This is a genomic window from Cupriavidus sp. SK-3, assembly GCF_000611145.1.
In the GTDB taxonomy this organism is placed as follows: domain Bacteria; phylum Pseudomonadota; class Gammaproteobacteria; order Burkholderiales; family Burkholderiaceae; genus Cupriavidus.
Window position 1 is genome coordinate 54,189 of record NZ_JFJV02000049.1, and the last position, 17,670, is coordinate 71,858.

Here is a 17,670-nt window from a genome sequence, read left to right on the forward strand (position 1 = left end):
AAAAGCACCCAACACGGTGCAGATTCCCCGCCAAGATGCCCCACACTGGAATGCTTTTTGCATACCAGTGCTCCCATTTTGAGCATGAGGAATGTATGGACAATTGGAAAAGCGGCACCGACGCCCTGTTCATCCTGCTGGGGGCGATCATGGTGCTCGCTATGCACGCGGGCTTTGCCTTTCTTGAGTTAGGCACGGTGCGCAAGAAGAACCAGGTCAACGCCCTGGTCAAGATATTGGTGGATTTCGCCATTTCCACCATCGCCTATTTCTTCATCGGCTACACCGTGGCGTATGGGGTCGAATTCTTTACCAGCGCCCATGAACTGGCGCAACGAAGCGGCTATGAACTGGTGAAGTTCTTTTTCCTGGCAACCTTTGCGGCGGCCATTCCCGCCATCATTTCCGGCGGGATTGCCGAGCGCTCGCGTTTCAATCCGCAACTGGTGGCAACCTTCGTCCTGGTTGGCCTGGTGTATCCCTTCTTCGAAGGCATCGCCTGGAACAACCGGTTCGGCGTGCAAGACTGGATCACCTCCGTCGCGGGCGTGCCCTTCCACGACTTCGCCGGCTCCGTCGTGGTTCACGCCATGGGCGGCTGGATCGCGCTGCCGGCAATCCTGCTGCTGGGCGCGCGCCGCGGACGCTACCAGAAGGACGGCCGCATCAGCGCCCACCCGCCCTCCAACATCCCCTTCCTGGCCTTGGGCGCCTGGGTGCTGGCGGTGGGGTGGTTCGGCTTCAATGTCATGAGCGCGCAGACCGTCGACAAGATCAGCGGGCTGGTCGCCATCAATTCGCTGATGGCCATGGCGGGCGGCACCCTGGCCGCCTGGGCGGCGGGCCGCAACGACCCCGGCTTTGCCTATAACGGCCCGCTTGCCGGTCTCGTGGCGGTCTGCGCGGGCTCGGACCTGATGCATCCGCTGGGTGCGCTGGTGACCGGGGCCATCGCCGGCGCGCTGTTTGTTTACCTGTTTACGCTGGCCCAGAACAAATGGCATATCGACGACGTGCTGGGCGTCTGGCCGTTGCATGGGCTGTGCGGCGCCTGGGGCGGCATTGCCGCCGGCATCTTTGGCAGCCAGACGCTGGGCGGCATCGGCGGCGTCTCCCTGGGCGCGCAGACGATCGGCACGCTGCTTGGCATCGTCATCGCCCTGGTGGGCGGCACCGTGGTCTACGGCACATTGAAGAAGCTGGTCGGCATCCGGCTCGATGCCGAATCGGAATACAACGGCGCTGACCTGTCCTTGCATCGCATCTCCGCCACGCCGGAGCGCGAAACCAACTGGTAAGCCGCAGCGCGCAGGGGGCTTGCCCCGCCCCCGCTATCCGCTGCTGCGGATCCCCGGCCGTTGGCGGCCAGTGGCCCGCCGCGCCCGTGGCGGCCATTTTGTGCTTGAACTTCCGCACGCGGCGTAGCAATAATGCGTTGCCGGCACTCGCGTCTTGCCCCCGATGCGCCCGGGAATCCGCTGCATGATGTTCGTTGCCCGTGTACCTGCCGAGCCAGCAAGGGAGAACCGCGATGGATGCCACAACGCTGCAGAAGCTTCAGGACGTAGTGATTGCCTATGCGACCGAATTCGGGATCAAGATACTTGCTGCCCTCGCCTTCTGGGTGATCGGCCGGTCGCTGATTCACTTCGTGGTGCGGCTGGTGCAGGGGGCGCTGGCCAAGCAGAAGGTCGATCCGACCTTGCTGCGTTACGTCGGGTCCATCGTCACGGTCACGCTCAATGTCGTGCTGGTGATCGGCATCCTGGGCTATTTCGGCATCCAGACCACCACCTTCGCCGCGCTGATCGCCGCGGCCGGCGTTGCCATCGGCATGGCCTGGTCGGGCTTGATGTCCAACTTTGCCGCGGGGGCTTTCCTCGTGGTGCTGAGGCCATTCAAGGTCGGGGACTTCGTCACGGTGGGTGGAATCACCGGCACGGTCAAGGAGATCGGCTTGTTCTGCACCACGCTGGATACGCCCGACAATGTCCTGACCGTGATAGGCAACAACAAGATTTTCGCGGACACCATCCAGAACTTCAGCGCCAACGCCTACCGCCGCGTTGAACTCAAGGCGCAACTGGCCGGCAGTACCGACCACGCCGCCGCCGCGGCGCTGCTCAAGGAACGCATGGCCGCGCTGCCCAACGTGCTGACCGAACCGCCGCCGGACGTGGAGATTCTCGAATTCAACCTGGTCGGCCCCGTCCTCGCCGTGCGTCCATACTGCCATACCGATCATTACTGGCAGGTGTATTTCGACACCAACCGCGTGATCCGCGAGAGCTTCGGCGAGGCCGGATTCTCCGCGCCGATGCCAGCCCAGCTGGTGGTGCTGCAAAACAGCACGGCCACGTAACCGTGCCGCGAAAGGAGGAGCCGGAAGCGCGGAACCAGGCCGCCCCGCTACGCTACGGCGGCAGCAGTCAGCCGGCGCCGTGCGCCGGTTTGCCTGAACGGCCGAAGACGCGCATCAGCACCGCACCGGTACCGCAAATACCCATGACTACCGCCAGCGGCAATGCACTGCCGTCGCGCCAGAAGCTGACCCCGGCGCCGGCCAGGGTGCCCAGCCCGAATTGCAGCGTCCCCATCAACGCGGACGCCGTGCCGGCCCGCTGGCCCTGCTCAGCCATGGCCAGGGCCGACGCGTTCGGCAGGATGCATCCAAGGCTGGCGATAAACACAAAGAAACCGGCCAGCAACACTGGCAACGGCGCCAGTCCGGCCAGCACCGCGGCGGCCAATGCCAGGCCTGCCGCGCACGGCGCAACCAGGGCGGCGCCCAGCACCTGGTCAAGCGTGCGGTTGCGCACCAGGCGCGCGTTAAGTTGCGACATGCCAATCAAGCCCAACGCGTTGGCGCCGAATATGAAGCCGTAATAAGAGGGATCGATGCCATGCAACTCGATCAGCACGAACGGCGACCCCGCAATATAGGCGAACATCCCCGCTTGCGCACAGCCGGCAGACAGCGAATAGCCGACGAAGCCCCGGTCTCGCAGCAGCTCGCCGTAGTTGGCGAGTACGCGGCCAAGGCGCAGTGGCATGGCATTGACGGTGTCGAGCGATTCTTCCATGTACCGGTGGACCACCCACAGGATCAACAGGCTGCTGGCGCAAAGCAGCCAGAAGATGGCGCGCCAGCCGAAGGCCGCGAGCACGGCCCCGCCAATGATGGGTGCCAGGATCGGTGCCAGGCCCATCACCAGCATCAGCGAGGAGAAGGCGCGCGCGGATTCGTGCGCCTCCAGCCGGTCGCGGATCACGGCACGGGCCATTACCATGCCCGCACAGCCGCCCAGGGCCTGCAAGAAGCGCCACAGCATCAGCGCCTCGACGTCGCGCGCGAGCGCGCATCCGGCCGCTGCGAGCGCATAGGACAGCAGGCCAATGTACAGCGGTGGCTTGCGGCCAAAGCGGTCGCTGATCGGGCCATAGAAGGCCTGCCCCACCGCCAGTCCCACCAGGAAGGTTCCCAGCGTGAGTTGCACACGCCCGATATCGACCCCAAGATCGCCGGCCAGCGCAGGGAAGCTCGGCAGGTACATATCAATCGAAAGGGGCGCCAACGCAGTGAGCGAAGCGCATACCAGGAGCCAAAGCGGGAAACGCGCGGACTGTGGCGCGCGGGCGGAGCGAGTCATCGAAACATCCTGAGGAACAACGGGGCGGCCGGAATGGCCACCTGCGCCAATGCGTCAGCGACGCGAGCGGCGCGGGAGCGGTAAGAAGCGTAATTGTTGCATAGCGTAACAAGCCGCGCACGCGACACGCCGCGCGGCGATGATGCAGGCGCGCGTCCGCCTGGACGCGCGCAACTGTGATGATGGGCCCGACGGTGCCGGGAGATGCCGGCGGCAACGGGCCTCGCTTCGCCGCGGATCGGAGGAGTGCGTGGCTTTCAACCGCAGTAACGCCAAGGGTACAATGCCAGCCTGTCGGACGCCCCGGGCGGACGATCGCGCAGCCCGACGCACCGCGGAAGCCCGGCCACCGAAACGGCTTCCGGCAACGTTTTCCTGCATGAGAACAAGATACACGCTGCTTTCTGTCTTACTTACCCTGGCCGCCGGCGCGGCCGGTTTGCCGTGGGCGCAGCAAGCGCGCGCGGCAACGCCGCCAGTCAGGGCCGCCGCCTCCGCACCCGTCGTGGTGGACGAAGCCGATGCGCTGGCGCAAATGCTCAAGGGCGCGGCCACTGGCCAGAACACCGGCGCAGCGGGCGTACCGGAATTGCTGCGCAACACCGCGCGGCCGGACAACATACTGTCGCGGGCCTGCCGACAACTCAACGATGCGCTGCCCATCGAAATCGATGGCGAGACGCGCCTGCGCCGCTGCCAGTCGGTACCGGGCAAACACATCCTGTTCCAGCTTGAGCTGACCAAGTATCGAGGCCCCATGCTGGACCTCGCCAGCTTCGAGCTCAGCTATGCCGCGCCCCTGCAGCGCAATATCTGCGCCAACCGGGATGTGGAAATCCTGACCAAGCTGGGCATCAGCATGATGTTCCGCTATATGACGCGCAACGAGCGGGGCGAGCGCCGCGTGGGCGACGTCTACATCAACGCGCCCATCTGCTCTTCGGCGCTGCGTTAAACCGTCTGATTTCCTTGCCGCGACACCCTGGCGTGCCGGGGCCGGCGGGCGCCCGTTGCAGGCACCCGTTCCCCTCGCAAGACTCAGGCAAGCCGCGGCCGCAGCGGCACCACATTGGCAGCGCGCCGGGGCAACACACGGGTTTCCTTCCATCCCGAATGCGCCAGCGGCGAACCCCAGACCAGTTCATGCAGACTGGCCAGCGCAAAGGGATCGCCCAGCAGCAAGTGCTTTTCGGCGGCGCTGAGCCCGCCTGGCCCGGCGGTGAGAGCCTGGTGCACCAGCGCGGCATGTTCCTGTTGCGTGGCCTGCGGCTGTACCACGCGGGGCGAGCCGGTGGCGCACATCAGTGCATTGGTCACGGGATCGACCACGGCATCGATAAATGCCGGCGGTTCGCCCGCGGCCTCGACGTGCTTCTGCATGGCGGCCATTTCGCGGGGCGGCGTGGCCTCCTCCGGCGTCACGAACAGCCTGGCGCGGCGCAGCGCACGGCCAAACGAAACCCGCGACAGCCACACCGAGAGCGGAATCGAGAAGGCCAGCGAGCCGACGATCGGCAGCAGCCACCAGACAAAGTTTGGATCCAGCCACAGCACCAGTCCGCCCCATGCAAGCCCTAGCAAGGTGTGCATGCCATGACGGCGAAATGCTTCGCCCCAGGTCGTCTCCGCATCCTCGCGCGGAGGCGATTTCCAGGTAATCCCCCAACCGCTGTATGCCGCCGCCACGAACTTGGTGTGGAACAGCATCCGGACGGGCGCCAGCAAGGCAGACATCACCACCTCGACCAGCATCGAAGCGACCAGACGCAGCGGCCCGCCATAGTTGCGCGAGTCTTTCATCAGCAGCAGCACGCTGGCGACCTTGGGCAGGAACAGCAGCGTGGCGGTAGCCGAGAACAGGGCCAGCGCCTTCTCCGGGTGCCACTCGGGCCAGGTCGGGAACAACTGGTAAGGCTGCGTGAAATACTCCGGCGGCACCAGTGCGTGCTTGGCCAGCATGATGGTGGACAGCACCAGGAACAGGAACCACAACGGCGCCGACAGATAAGCCATCACGCCAGTGAGGAACACGGCGCGGTGCACCGCGTGGAAGCCCTGCTTCATCCACAAGCGGAAGTTCATCAGGTTGCCCTGGCACCAGCGGCGATCGCGCTTGACCTCGTCAAGCAGGTTCGGCGGCAGTTCCTCGTAGGAGCCCTCGAGATCATAGGCAATCCACACGCCCCACCCGGCCCTGCGCATCAGGGCGGCCTCGACGAAATCGTGCGACAGGATTTCCCCCGCCAGCGGGCCCTTGCCGGGCAAGGGCGCCAGCGCGCAGTGCTCCATGAAGGGCAGGATGCGAATGATGGCGTTGTGGCCCCAGTAGTGCGATTCGCCAAGCTGCCAATAGTGCAGTCCTGCGGTGAACAGCGGACCGTACACGCGCGTGGAGAACTGCTGCACCCGCGCATACATGGTCTCGCGCCCCACTGCCAGCGGTGCGGTCTGGATGATGCCGGCGCCGGGGTTGCCTTCCATCAGCTTGACCAGCGTGGTCAGGCATTCGCCGCTCATCACGCTATCGGCGTCAAGCACCACCATATAGCGGTATGCACTGCCCCAGCGGCGGCAGAAGTCGGCCACGTTTCCGGTCTTGCGCTTGACGCGGTGACGGCGCCAGCGATAGAAGATTCGGCCAAAACCATTGACCGCGCGGCAGGTTTCCATCCACGCATCGGTCTCGGCGGTACGCAGGTCCGGGTCGCCGCTGTCGGACAGCACGAAGAAATCGAAGCGCGCCAGTTCGCCGGTGCGTTCCATCGACTCATAGGTCGCGCGCAGCCCGGCGAAGACCCGGTTCACGTCCTCGTTGCAGATCGGCATGATGACTGCCGTGCGCGCCTCCTCCGCGATGGGTCCGTCCACCGCTGCCGAACGCGAAATCAGGTGGCGGTCGCCGCCTTTGGCCAGCACAAGGAAACCCATCATCGCGGTCCAGAAACCCGCGGACACCCACGAGAACAGGATAGCGAAGAGCGCCAGTATGGCGATCTCAAGCGGGTCGGTGCCGTGATAAGGCAGCACCTTTGTCATGAAGTAGGTGGCCAGTGCGGTCTGCCCGGCCACGAGGCCAAGCAGCACCCAGCGGCGGTGCGCGCCCGCGGGATGCCACTTGCCCTCGGCGTCGGGACCATCGTGCAAGGTGTCCCAGGTTTCGGGCACGGGTGGGCGGCCAAGCACGCGCCGGCCCAGGTTGCGAAGGAAACCGGTGACGATGTGCGGGGGCCAGGCTCGCGGCACCATCGAGGCGCGCTCGGGGGCCGGGCCGGTGTCGATATGCACGGTGCCATCGGCGCGGCGTTGCACCAGGGGCTCGCCCGCCGCTTGCGGGGCGCCGTACGCGAAATTGAGGCGACGCCCTACCGAACCGTAGGCAGCGCCCGCCGGCGACTGGCCAGCGTCTTTAGCCGCGAGTTTTTGCTGCAGCAAATGAATGGCCGATTCGGGGTCCGCATCATCGCCGCAGGCGACATTGTTGAGAAGCTCGCGACGCAGGTCTGGGGAGACCGGCACGCGATCGAGATAGCGCTCGCATGCCGCCGGGGCCGCGCGCTGCTTTAGCCTGGGGGTAAGATGTAGCTCCACGTCTCGGATAGGGTTGTATTGCCGTTGCGAAGATAGCCGCGCAATTCGACCGGTTTGTTTTCGTCCTTGCGGCGCACGACCATCGTCATGCGCCAGCCGCCGGTTGCTTCATTGCGCTGCGTCGAAGTGTTCAGCAGCTCCCCGTTGCTGTCGGCCGAGATCACCGGATCGATCCGGGTATCCGCAGCCAGTTTCTTGAAGACTGGGCCTTCAAAATCCACCACCAGCGAAAAACTGGTGTCGTCCTGCTTGCGGCTCAGCCCCTGGCCACGCCGCGTTTGTGTCACCCACGACAGTGGCGGCTGTTTTTCGCCGTCCTTCTGCCACAGCAGGCGATATTCGAAATCGAAAGCTTGTTTGGGCTTGGGTGGGTTGTCGGGCACCCAGTACGCCACGATGTTGTCGTTGGTCTCGTCCGGAGTCGGGATCTGCACCAGCTCGACCCGGCCCGAACCCCAGTTGCCCTTGGGCTCCACCCAGGCGCTCGGGCGGCGCTCGTACCACGCGCCGATTTCCTGGTAATTGCCGAAATTGCGGTCGCGCTGCATCAGGCCGAAGCCCTGCGGATTGGTCGCCGCGAACGAGGTCACCAGCAGGCGCTTGGGGTTGCTCAGCGGCCGCCACAGCCATTCGCCTGTGCCGAGCTGCACTGAAAGACCGTCGGAGTCATGCACCTCGGGCCGGTAGTCCGGCACCGCCGAAGGCTGGTTCTCGCCAAACAGGTACATGCTGGTCAGCGGCGCCAGGCCAAGCTTGGTGACGTTCTCGCGCATGAACAGGCGCGACTTCACCTCCATGGCGGTTTCCGCGCCCGGCCGTATCACGATGCGATAAGCCCCGCTCATGCGGCGCGAATCCATCAGGGCATAGATGGTCAGTTGCTTGTCCGCCGGTGAAGGCCGCTCGATCCAGTATTCGACGAAACGCGGGAACTCCTCGCCCGAATTGAGCGCGGTATCCACCGCCAGGCCACGCGCCGACAGGCCATACCATTGGTCCTTGCCGAGCGCACGGAAGTAACTGGCGCCCAGGAAGGACACGACTTCGTCCTTGCTCTTGGCGTTGTTGAGGGGATAGAGCACCCGGAAGCCGGCGAAGCCCAGCGGCTTGAGCTTGGCGGCATCGACCTTGTGCGGGCCATAGTTGAAGGCGGCCGGATCGAAGCGAATCTCGCGCGCGCTGCCGCTCACCACTTCGTTGATGCGCACGGGCTGGTCGAACACCATGCCCTCATGGAAAAACGAAAGCTCGAACGGAAGCTTGGCATTGCGCCACTGGAATCGCTCGGGCTTGTACTCGATCTCGCGATATCGCTCGTAGGACAGTTCGCGAAGTTCGCGAGGCAGGTTCTGCACAGGCGCCTTGTAAGGCGTTCCGGCCAGCTGGCGCGCGCGCGCCGCCACGGTATCGAAGTCGAACGCGTGCGCGGCCATCGCGCACACCGCCAGCATGCCGCCGCACAACCACCTGCCCAGGCGCGTGGCGGCCGCATTGGCGCGTGCCGCTGTATGGGGGGGGCCATGTTGGATGGTCGGCAGGGTAACGGTTTCGGACATGGATGCCAGTGACAGGCAGAGTTGGAAAATCGGGGTCGATCAGTCACCGCAGCAAAAGGCGGGCCACCATGCGGCCGGGATGACAAAAGCAACGGCGGGAAGCTGGCCGCGAAGATACCGGGAAGCACTGATAAGGATCTTGCGGCGCATTGTTTTCACTTGATCAAGCGTGTATCGGGCTTGTTGCAATGCGCAAAAGAACCTTAACAATTCGAGCCTGGGAAGTCACGTTTCGATCACGCAACGTTTGCAACAAATTGAAACCCCGGTCGCCCGGACGCCGCTTTCGGCGCGGATCCCGTGCCGGGGCATCACATGGACAACATCGCGGGATCAGCGCGCGGTGCCGCACAGGGCACGTTGTGTACGCAGCCATTTCTACAGCCCCTTCCCTGGCGCCGCCGCCAGGTCTGATAGCCGGGGCGAGCATCTCGCCGCCGTCTCGCATGCCGTTGCACCCCACTTCGCTACTTGAGGCCGACGTCCGAATCTGCAACGCTAGGACATGGATTGGACGCCGTCAATGCGGGCGGCGTGGACCCGTACGGCACTGGAACGGCGCATGGCGCACCTGCGAAATCGTGCACTGCACCCGGATCAAGCCTGCGCACGTCTGACAGACGCGCGGGAAAGTCGGACCAGCTGTCAGCTGGCGTTGCGCAAGGCGGCGCGGGATCGACATTGCGACGGCAAGCCGATGCGAATGCAACCGGGCAAAAAAAGAGAGGCCGCAGCCTCTCGATCAGGTTTCGCCTCGATGCCAGTCCCCCCGGAATGGCGCATGGCGCCGCTGGACATCGGTACCCGGGCACGCCGCACCGCGTGATACAACGCGCGGTACGGCGGACGCGGGCGGCGTGGCGAACTAACCCGGCCAGCGTATGCGCGCGGTGGCGCAATGACGCAAGGGCTGCCTGTCGCCTTTCGCTATCGGCGCTCAGGCGCCTTTATTCATCATCTTGTCGTTATCGGAGGGCGCGTGGTTCTTTTTCGTCTTGGCGGGCTTTGTCGCCTTGCTCGAGCTTGCCGCGGCAGGCTTATCGCCGGCGGCGGGAGCCGACGCCTGGGCATATGCACCCGCGCCAAACATGGCCAGCGACAACATCACGATCCACTTCTTCATATCAGCCTCCTGGTCAGTTGTGGGAAGAAGCCTGGCCGTGGCCCTTGGCGGCCACAGGCACCTACGCTTCATCACCACCAACAACGGCACAAGGTCGGGATGGGTTGACGCATCAGCACGCCTATCGACACTGCGGCGCAGCATTGGCTGCATCCAGGTGCGCCGGCAAAGGCCTCAATGGCACAACCGGCCCAGCAGTTCGCCGGCGATGGTGCCGGCGTTGGCCGGCTGCGGCATGCCGGCTTGCGGCGCGCTGATGGTGTAGAGCGATTCGCCGCGCGCGTAGCGTTTGGCGTAGAGCGTCTGCTCGACCACCGCGTACATGGACGTGGCGCAGTTGAAGACCATGCGCCTGAGCGAGGAGCGGATCGGTTCGCCGCTGGCGGTGCGAATCACGCCGGCCGGCGCGTTACGCATGACGGCCACGCCGACCTCGGGCCCCCGGCGGCGCACCGAACTCTTGTCAAAGTAGGAGACCACCCCGTTTGCGCCCATCAGGGGCAGCCAGCGCTGCGGGTCGGGCGCCGAAGGATCCGGCGCGGCCACCATCGCGCAACCCTCGCGCGGCGTGGAACGGAACACCGTACCCCCATTGGGAGCCTGGCACTCATATAAACCCGCGGCGGCGGGGCGAACCGTTGCGGTAACCGGTTCGGCATACGCGGCAAGACAAATGCTACTGCCGATCAGCACGGCGGCAGCATGGAATAAGGCGCGCAAGGACATGGACGGACCCTCGTGTAGACCAAAAAAAACAGCCCGCATTGTCGCATACCGTGCCACGGCCGCCTTCCGGCAGGCAGCTAGCCCAATGGAAATAGACCATAGTCACAGACTCGTCACAGACTAGTCACAGACTTCCATCCCGTTCATGACCCTATGCCATGCGCTACCTCATGCGCTGCCAACAGCCACGCCCCGGTGGGCACTGGAGGGCGGGCTTTCGGACGTCCGCTTTGACAGCGCCTCCAGCGCGGCGCGCGAGGCATCGTCGGCCGGGAAAAAGCACTCGATGCGCATTTCCTGCAGCGTGACATCCTGCGGGATGCCCAGCGTGGTCAGCGTCGAGAACAGCGAGGCGCGGAAACCTTCGGCCGCCAGCGCCACCGGCAACATCGGCGGTGGCGTGCGTTCCGCGGCTTCGTCGTCGAACAGCGGGACGCCGGCCGGGCCGACCATGTCGGGATGCCATCCGGCAATCCGGTTGAAGATCTCGCGCGCGGTCTGGTCCTGCGCCTGCGTTTGCAATTCCTGCCAGACGCGCCGCAACAGGTAACGCCCCACCTGCCGCGCGTTTTCGATGACCGGCCACAGGCCATCCGGATTGAAGACGGTGAGCATCAGGTTGATGCGCCCGCTGTTCTCCTCCAGCACGGATGGCGCGCGGTCGCCCAGCAGTACCCCGATCATGCGGCGGTATGCCTGGTTGGCATCGAGCATGTTCCAGAAGCGATCGAGCACCACCGCCGGATACGGCTCTTGCTTGGACAGGATCAGCGCGACTGCCTGTTGCACCATTTGCAGCGCGGGCGCGGCCAGCCCGTGCTCGCTGTAGGCCGGCGCAAACCCGCCGGCCAGCAGCAGGCGGTTGCGCTGCCGCAGCGGCACGCCGAGCCGGTCGGCCAGCGCCAGCACCATCTCGCGGCTGGGCCGGGCGCGGCCGGATTCAAGGAAACTGATATGCCGCTGGGAGACCCCTGCCGCCAGTGACAACGCGAGCTGGCTGTAGCCGCGTTTGCCGCGCCAGTAGCGCAGCAGGCCGGGGAAGTCGAGTGCGGTTTCGGAGCTGGGGGTCAGGGTGTCCATGGCCGTATTACAGCATGGCGATGGCCACCTGGCGATTACCCCGAAGGTAATCAAACGTTCAACGCCCCGCGTCGGGCGACTCCGGTGAGCGTGCGTCCTCGGCGGCATCTGGCAAGTAGATCCTCGCCAGCCCTTTGGTAATGGCTTCGACGATCTGTTCGCGCCGCAACGCGATATGCGCGCTGAGATAGCGCTCGCCCTCCTCCCAGTTCTGGTCCGCCAGGGCGCGCACGATCTCGGCATGTTCGCGCTGGGTGGAGTCGCGGCCGATGTTCTCCATGTCGATCCACCGGATGAAGCGGATGCGCTCGTTGAGGCTGGCGAGCATGCGCCTGAGCTCGGCGTTGCCGGCCATGGCGGCAATGCGCATGTGAAAACCCTCGTCGAGCTCGACCAGTTCGCGCACCGGCGTATCCGGCGGGACCGATTTGCTCCGATCGAGATAGGCGCCGATCTCCGCGATAGCGGCCGGCGTGGCACGCGCGAACGCCAGGCGCAGGCACTCCCGCTCCACCGCGACACGGGCCTCGTACAGATCCAGCATTTCCTGGATTTCGAGCGGGCGGCGCATATAGCCGCGGCTCGATTCCACCAGGAAACCATCCGTGGCCAGCCGGGTAAGCGCTTCGCGCACCGGTGTACGGCTCACGCCCAGCCGCTCGGCCAGTTCAATCTCGTTGAGGCGCTCGCCAGGCCTGAGTTCATACGAAATCGCCATCTCCCGAAGCGTGGTGAACACGTCGGAACCGCGTCTTCGCCTGACGGTAGAAATAGGCGTCTTCATGCTGTTGTCTGCTTCGCTTCAAAAGGATGGGCGCTGGATCATACCGCGTGCCCGTGGCACGTCCGGCCCGGCGCTGCAATTTTAAGTATACTTAACTGTATCCTAATGTGTATCCTTTGCGCATGCCTGCTCGACTGCAACGAAGACAGGCATGCGCCCGGCCCGCAACCAGGGCGGCGCGCGGCCCCTGGATTTGGAGATTCCCCAGATGACTAAGATGAATGGCGCCGAAGCCATGGTGCGGATGCTTCAACTCAACGGCGTGAAGCACGTCTTCGGCCTGTGCGGCGACACCAGCCTGCCCTTTTACGATGCCCTGGCGCGCCTGGACCACGGCATTGACCACATCCTGACCCGGGACGAGCGCAGTGCCGCCTATATGGCCGACGCCTATGCGCGCGTCACCGGCAAGGTGGGCGTCTGCGAAGGCCCGAGCGGTGGCGGGGCTACTTACCTGTTACCAGGGCTGGTCGAGGCCAATGAATCTTCCGTGGCCGTGTTGGGCATCACGTCGGACGTTTCGGTGGGTTCGCGCGGCAAATACCCGCTGACCGAGCTGGACCAGGAGGCACTCTACCGGCCATTGACCAAGTGGAATACCACGGTCGACCGTGCCGACCAGATTCCCGATGCGGTACGCGGCGCGTTCCGCGCCATGACCACGGGCAAGCCGGGTTCAGCCCATATCTGCCTGCCGTACGATGTGCAGAAGCACGAGGTCGATGCCGCCGACGTCTGGGCCCAGCAGGGGCACGACCGTTTCCCCGCCATGCGCTACGCCCCGGATCCCGCGGAAATCGAGCGCGCGGCGCAAAAGCTGGTGGCAGCGCGCGCGCCGGTCATCATTTGCGGCGGCGGCGTGGTGATTTCCGGCGCCTGCGGCGAACTCGACGCGCTGGCCGTCATGCTGTCCGCGCCGGTCTGCACCACGGTCAGCGGCCAGGGTAGCCTGGCCGACACCCACCCGCTCAATGCCGGCGTGGTGGGCGCCAACGGCGGCATCATGGCAACCCGCGAGATTGTCGCCCAGGCCGATCTGGTGCTGTTCATCGGGTGCCGGGCCGGTTCGACTACCACCGAGCACTGGCGCTTTCCCGCCCGCAGCGTGCCGATCCTGCATATCGATGCCGACCCGATGGTGATCGCGGCCAATTACCGGACCGAGGTCGGCATGGTGGGCGACGCGCTGCTGGCCTTGCGCGCGCTGAACGCTGCCGTGCGAGACCGCCTTGCGCATCGCCCGGCGGACGCCGCCGACGGCGTGGCGCTGGCTGGCGCGGCGCGTGCCGCCAAGCTGACCGCGTTCGCCCCCCTGGCTGCATCGCACGATACGCCGATCAAGCCCGAGCGCGTGGTCGATGCACTCAACCGCCTCCTGCCCGACGATGCCATCGTGGTCGCCGACCCCGGCACGCCTTGCCCGTACTTCTCGGCCTACTACAATGCCAGCCGGCCCGGCCGCCACTTCATCACAAACCGGGCGCATGGCGCGCTGGGCTTCTCCATGTCGGCGGGCATCGGCGCCATCGTCGGCCGCCCCGGCGCCACGGTCGTCTCGGTGATGGGCGATGGCAGCTTCGGCTTCACCTGCGGCGAGATGGAAACCCTGGTGCGGCGCAAGATCCCGCTGAAGATGATCGTGTTCTCGAACTCGGTCTACGGCTGGATCAAGGCCAGCCAGAAAGCCGGCTACGACAAACGCTATTTCTCGGTGGACTTCAACCGCACCGACCACGCCCGGGTGGCCGAAGCCTTTGGCGTGAAGGCCTGGCGGGTGGAAGATCCCGCGCTGCTGGATGCCGCCATCCGGGCTGCGCTGGAGCATGATGGTCCGGCGCTGATCGATGTGATTTCACAGGAGTTGCAGGACACCGCCGCGCCGGTGAGCCAGTGGATGGGCTGAGCTACAGGGCCGGCAAGCGCGGCCGCCGGCCAGGAAAGACCGCGCACAAGAAGTCACGGACGCCATGAGACGCCAACAGACCAAGGAAGAGGTATTCATGCTTTGCCTACGTGTAGCATCCGTCAACCGACGCGCGCTGGTTGCCGGCGTCGCGCTCCTGGCCTGCCTGCTGCCGCTGGCCATGCGGCCCGCGCTGGCGGACAGCGCAACACCGCTAAAACTGGTCGTGACCTTCCCGCCCGGCGGCAGCACCGACATCGCCGCGCGGATCATCCAGCCCAAGCTGGCCGAGGCGGCCGGCAGGCCGGTGGTGATCGAGAACCGCCCTGGCGCCGCCAGCCAGCTCGCCACCCAGTACGTGGCCCGCTCCGCCCCGGACGGCAACACCGTGCTGGTGAGCTTCGACACCCACGCCATCAATCCGATCGCCAAGTCCAAGCTGCCCTATGACACCTTCAAGGACTTCGCCGGCGTGACCCTGGCGGTACGGTTCCCGCTGGTCATCGGCGCCTCGCCCACCGTGCCCGGCAAAGACCTGCGGACCTTCCTGGACGCCGCCCGCCAGGCGCCGAACAAATACAGCTACGCCTCCACCGGGCTTGGCTCGATGAATCACCTGGTCGCCGAGGACCTGAAACGCCAGGCCGGTGTCGAGTTGCTGCATGTTCCCTATGCCGGCGGCGGGCCCGCCGTGCAGGCCGTGCTCGGCAATGTGTCAAGCCTGACGCTGCTGAGCTACGCGGCGCTCAAGGGCCAGATTGCCGCAGGCAAGATCAAGCCGCTGGCCGTCACCGGCAGCCAGCGGCTGCCGGACCTGCCCGATGTTCCGACCGTGGCGGAATCCGGCTTTCCCGGCTTCGAGGCCTATTCCTGGATCGGCATCTTCGCCCCGGCCGGCACCCCGCCGGCGACGGTGCGCAAGCTCACCGAAGCGTTCCAGGCCGCGCTGGCGGACCCCGAAACGCACCGCAAGCTGACCCAGGCGGGTTTCGAGGTCATGGCCAGCGACGGCCCGGCGCTGGACCGCTACGCCCGCGACCAGTACGAACGCTGGAACACCTTCGTCAAGAAAGCCAGCCTGAAACTGGAGGACTGAAAAAGCCGGGGGCGGCGCGCATCGCCGCCCTATGTCACCCTGCCGCGCGTTTCGCTCAGGGCCGCGCTCAAGCCGTATTTGCGGATCTTCTGGTACAGCGTGCTTTTCGCGATGCCAAGGCGCGACGCGGTCCTGGTCAGGTTGCCGCCGCTGTACGCCAGGGCCTTGCGGATGGATTCCGATTCGGCCATTTCCAGCGAGTACACCGTCTCGGGCGCGCTGCCGGCAAGGCCCTTGGGCAAGCCGGCGGCGCCCGGCATGCCCACCGCGCTGATTTCGAGCGGCAGCTTGTCCATGGTGATCACACCGCCTTCGGCCATCAGCAAGGAGCCCTCCAGCGCGTTGCGCAATTCGCGGATATTGCCCGGCCAGTCGTAGGCCAGCAGGCATCGGTAAGCGTCGTCGTCGAACGAGGCCACCGGCAGGCCGTAGCGCTCGCATAGCTGCCCCAGCCAGTGCGTGACCAGGGCCGGGATATCGTCCTTGCGCTCGCGCAACGGCGGTATCGCGATATTGGTCACGGCGATACGGTAGAACAGGTCCATGCGGAATTTCCCCGCGGACACATCGTCGCGCAAGTTCCGGTGGGTGGCGGCGACCAGCCGGAAGCTGACCTTGCGCGGTGTGTTTTCGCCCAGCCGGTAAATCTCCCCCTCCTCCAGCACGCGCAACAGGTGCGGCTGGATATCGAGCGGCATTTCCCCGATTTCGTCCAGAAACAGCGTTCCCCGGTTGGCGGCCTCGATCTTGCCGGGCGCGCCCGATTTGCGTGCCCCGGTGAACGCCCCCTCGGCATAGCCGAATAGCTCGCTGGCAAGCAGGTCCCGCGACAGCCCCCCGCAATTGAGCGCCACGAACGGCCCATCCGCGCAAGCGCTGGCCTGGTGAATCCCCTGCGCAAACAGTTCCTTGCCGACACCCGTCTCGCCCAGCAGCAGTACCGGCACCCTGGACGGCGCGAGGTGCTGCGCCTTCTCCACGGCGGAGCGCAAGGCAGCACCGCTGCCTACGATCCGGGAAAACGCCGGGGCCAGGCCCGGCCGGGCGGCCGGCACGCCGGCAGCACCCGTTGCAAGACGATGCGGCGCGGCAGGGATCACCACGACGAAACCCAGCATCTCACCGCTGTCGCGGATCGCTTCGAAGCGGGTCAGGCGCAGCCATTCGGGGAGTGGTCCGGAGCCCGCGCCCACCGCGCGGGCGTCCAGGCCGGGGACGGAAAACGCGCTGTTCAGCGCCGTGCGCACACCCAGCCGTGCCAATGCCGCCGGCGCCTGCGGATTGGCCTTGACCAGGCGCCCGCCCGCATCGAGGACGAGCACGCCATCGCTGCGCACCGAGGCAAAATGGCTCATGCAGCGATCCAGCAGGCGCAGGCGGCGCTCCATGGCCAGCTTGGCCAGCCGGCTTTCGATACGGCCGGCCAGCGACACCGTCAACGCCAGGCTATGCCGGCTGTAGGTCTGCGCCAGGCCGGACACATCGATGACCCCAAGCACGCCGCCGTCCAGCGGATCGCGGATGACCGTGGCCGAGCAGGTCCAGCGCTTGATGCCGGCGCAAAAATGCTCGGCGCCGTGAATTTGCACGGGCTGTTGCAAGGCCAGCGCGGTACCGATGGCATTGGTACCGCAGTTGAGCTCCGTCCAGTCGCAGCCGGGAATCAGGCCCACTTCCCCGGCCGGCTCGACGATACGCATATCGCCCTCCTGCTGGAGGATCATCCCGTCGGGATCGGCCAGCAGCATGATGGTGCCGGTCTGGGAGAGAAACTCGCGGGTCTGCTGTATCAGCGGCAGGCTGGCACTGAGCAGGCGATCGTTCCTCTCCCGCCGGGCGCGCAGGGCCCCTTCGTCAAGCGGTGGCGGCGCGGCGCCGGCACCGGGATCGACCTGGCCCACCAGACAGCGGCGCCAGGAATCGTCGACCACGCAGCGCAATTCTCCGGCACTCGCCTCACCGCCGTCGATCAAGTGTTCCCAGGCGGACATGATGCTGGCGTCGTGGTCGGGATGAGAAAACCAGTCCATCGGTGTGCCGGCTTCTTGCATTCCGTGTCTCCTTGCAGGGGCCCGCTCGATGCGGGCTCGGATGGCCGGTTCGCCGGCTCGTTCTCTTGTCTTGTCTGCTTTGCGGGACCAGGGCCCGCCCCTCCTGCATGCTA

At 65.7% G+C, this 17,670-nt stretch carries 13 protein-coding genes; 5 read left to right on the forward strand and 8 right to left on the reverse strand.

Going from position 1 to position 17,670, the window contains the following annotated elements; genetic code table 11:
* Positions 1–95 precede the first annotated feature (95 nt).
* On the forward strand, positions 96–1,298 hold the full coding sequence (locus CF70_RS05240) for an ammonium transporter (protein WP_035861362.1): 1,203 nt from the start codon (positions 96–98) through the stop codon (positions 1,296–1,298).
* 233 nt (positions 1,299–1,531) lie between these two features.
* The gene (locus tag CF70_RS05245) at positions 1,532–2,362 is read left to right on the forward strand and encodes a mechanosensitive ion channel family protein (RefSeq protein WP_035861364.1); all 831 of its coding nucleotides are present in this window, start codon (positions 1,532–1,534) and stop codon (positions 2,360–2,362) included.
* A 67-nt stretch (positions 2,363–2,429) separates the two neighbouring features.
* Here CF70_RS05245 and CF70_RS05250 read toward each other — a convergent pair whose 3' ends face one another.
* The gene (locus CF70_RS05250) at positions 2,430–3,650 is read right to left on the reverse strand and encodes a Bcr/CflA family multidrug efflux MFS transporter (RefSeq protein ID WP_035861366.1); all 1,221 of its coding nucleotides are present in this window, start codon (positions 3,648–3,650) and stop codon (positions 2,430–2,432) included.
* Positions 3,651–4,029: 379 nt separating this feature from the next.
* On the opposite strand from CF70_RS05250, the gene CF70_RS05255 reads away from it, so the two are divergent.
* Complete coding sequence (locus CF70_RS05255; RefSeq protein WP_035861368.1) at positions 4,030–4,605, forward strand: hypothetical protein; 576 nt, start codon at positions 4,030–4,032, stop codon at positions 4,603–4,605.
* An 83-nt stretch (positions 4,606–4,688) separates the two neighbouring features.
* Here the strand turns inward: CF70_RS05255 and mdoH are convergent, their stop codons facing one another.
* The 6 genes from mdoH to CF70_RS05285 all read right to left on the reverse strand — a co-directional run bounded on the left by mdoH (position 4,689) and on the right by CF70_RS05285 (position 12,507).
* Positions 4,689–7,238 (reverse strand): glucans biosynthesis glucosyltransferase MdoH, encoded by a 2,550-nt coding sequence (gene mdoH, locus CF70_RS05260; protein ID WP_035861369.1) that lies wholly within the window; start codon positions 7,236–7,238, stop codon positions 4,689–4,691.
* Positions 7,211–8,794, reverse strand: coding sequence for a glucan biosynthesis protein G (locus CF70_RS05265; protein WP_035861371.1), 1,584 nt, complete (start codon positions 8,792–8,794; stop codon positions 7,211–7,213). The genes mdoH and CF70_RS05265 overlap by 28 nt, the downstream gene beginning before the upstream one ends.
* Positions 8,795–9,731: 937 nt before the next feature.
* Positions 9,732–9,917: a hypothetical protein gene (locus CF70_RS05270; protein WP_035861373.1), complete on the reverse strand. Its 186-nt coding sequence runs from the start codon at positions 9,915–9,917 to the stop codon at positions 9,732–9,734.
* A 174-nt stretch (positions 9,918–10,091) separates the two neighbouring features.
* Entirely contained in the window at positions 10,092–10,643 is a 552-nt protein-coding gene (locus tag CF70_RS05275; RefSeq protein WP_035861375.1) for a surface-adhesin E family protein, read from the reverse strand.
* Between the two features lie 168 nt (positions 10,644–10,811).
* Positions 10,812–11,723 carry a helix-turn-helix domain-containing protein gene (locus CF70_RS05280; protein ID WP_035861378.1) on the reverse strand — a complete coding sequence of 304 codons (912 nt, stop codon included), beginning with the start codon at positions 11,721–11,723 and terminating at the stop codon, positions 10,812–10,814.
* 58 nt (positions 11,724–11,781) lie between these two features.
* The gene (locus tag CF70_RS05285) at positions 11,782–12,507 is read right to left on the reverse strand and encodes a GntR family transcriptional regulator (RefSeq protein ID WP_035861381.1); all 726 of its coding nucleotides are present in this window, start codon (positions 12,505–12,507) and stop codon (positions 11,782–11,784) included.
* Positions 12,508–12,715: 208 nt separating this feature from the next.
* On the opposite strand from CF70_RS05285, the gene CF70_RS05290 reads away from it, so the two are divergent.
* On the forward strand, positions 12,716–14,410 hold the full coding sequence (locus CF70_RS05290) for a thiamine pyrophosphate-binding protein (protein WP_035861501.1): 1,695 nt from the start codon (positions 12,716–12,718) through the stop codon (positions 14,408–14,410).
* Positions 14,411–14,507: 97 nt separating this feature from the next.
* A complete protein-coding gene (locus CF70_RS05295) occupies positions 14,508–15,506 on the forward strand; it encodes a tripartite tricarboxylate transporter substrate binding protein (protein WP_035861504.1) in 999 nt (332 codons plus the stop codon).
* 29 nt (positions 15,507–15,535) lie between these two features.
* Here CF70_RS05295 and CF70_RS05300 read toward each other — a convergent pair whose 3' ends face one another.
* On the reverse strand, positions 15,536–17,557 hold the full coding sequence (locus tag CF70_RS05300; RefSeq protein WP_235184890.1) for a sigma-54-dependent Fis family transcriptional regulator: 2,022 nt from the start codon (positions 17,555–17,557) through the stop codon (positions 15,536–15,538).
* Between the last annotated feature and the right edge of the window lie 113 nt (positions 17,558–17,670).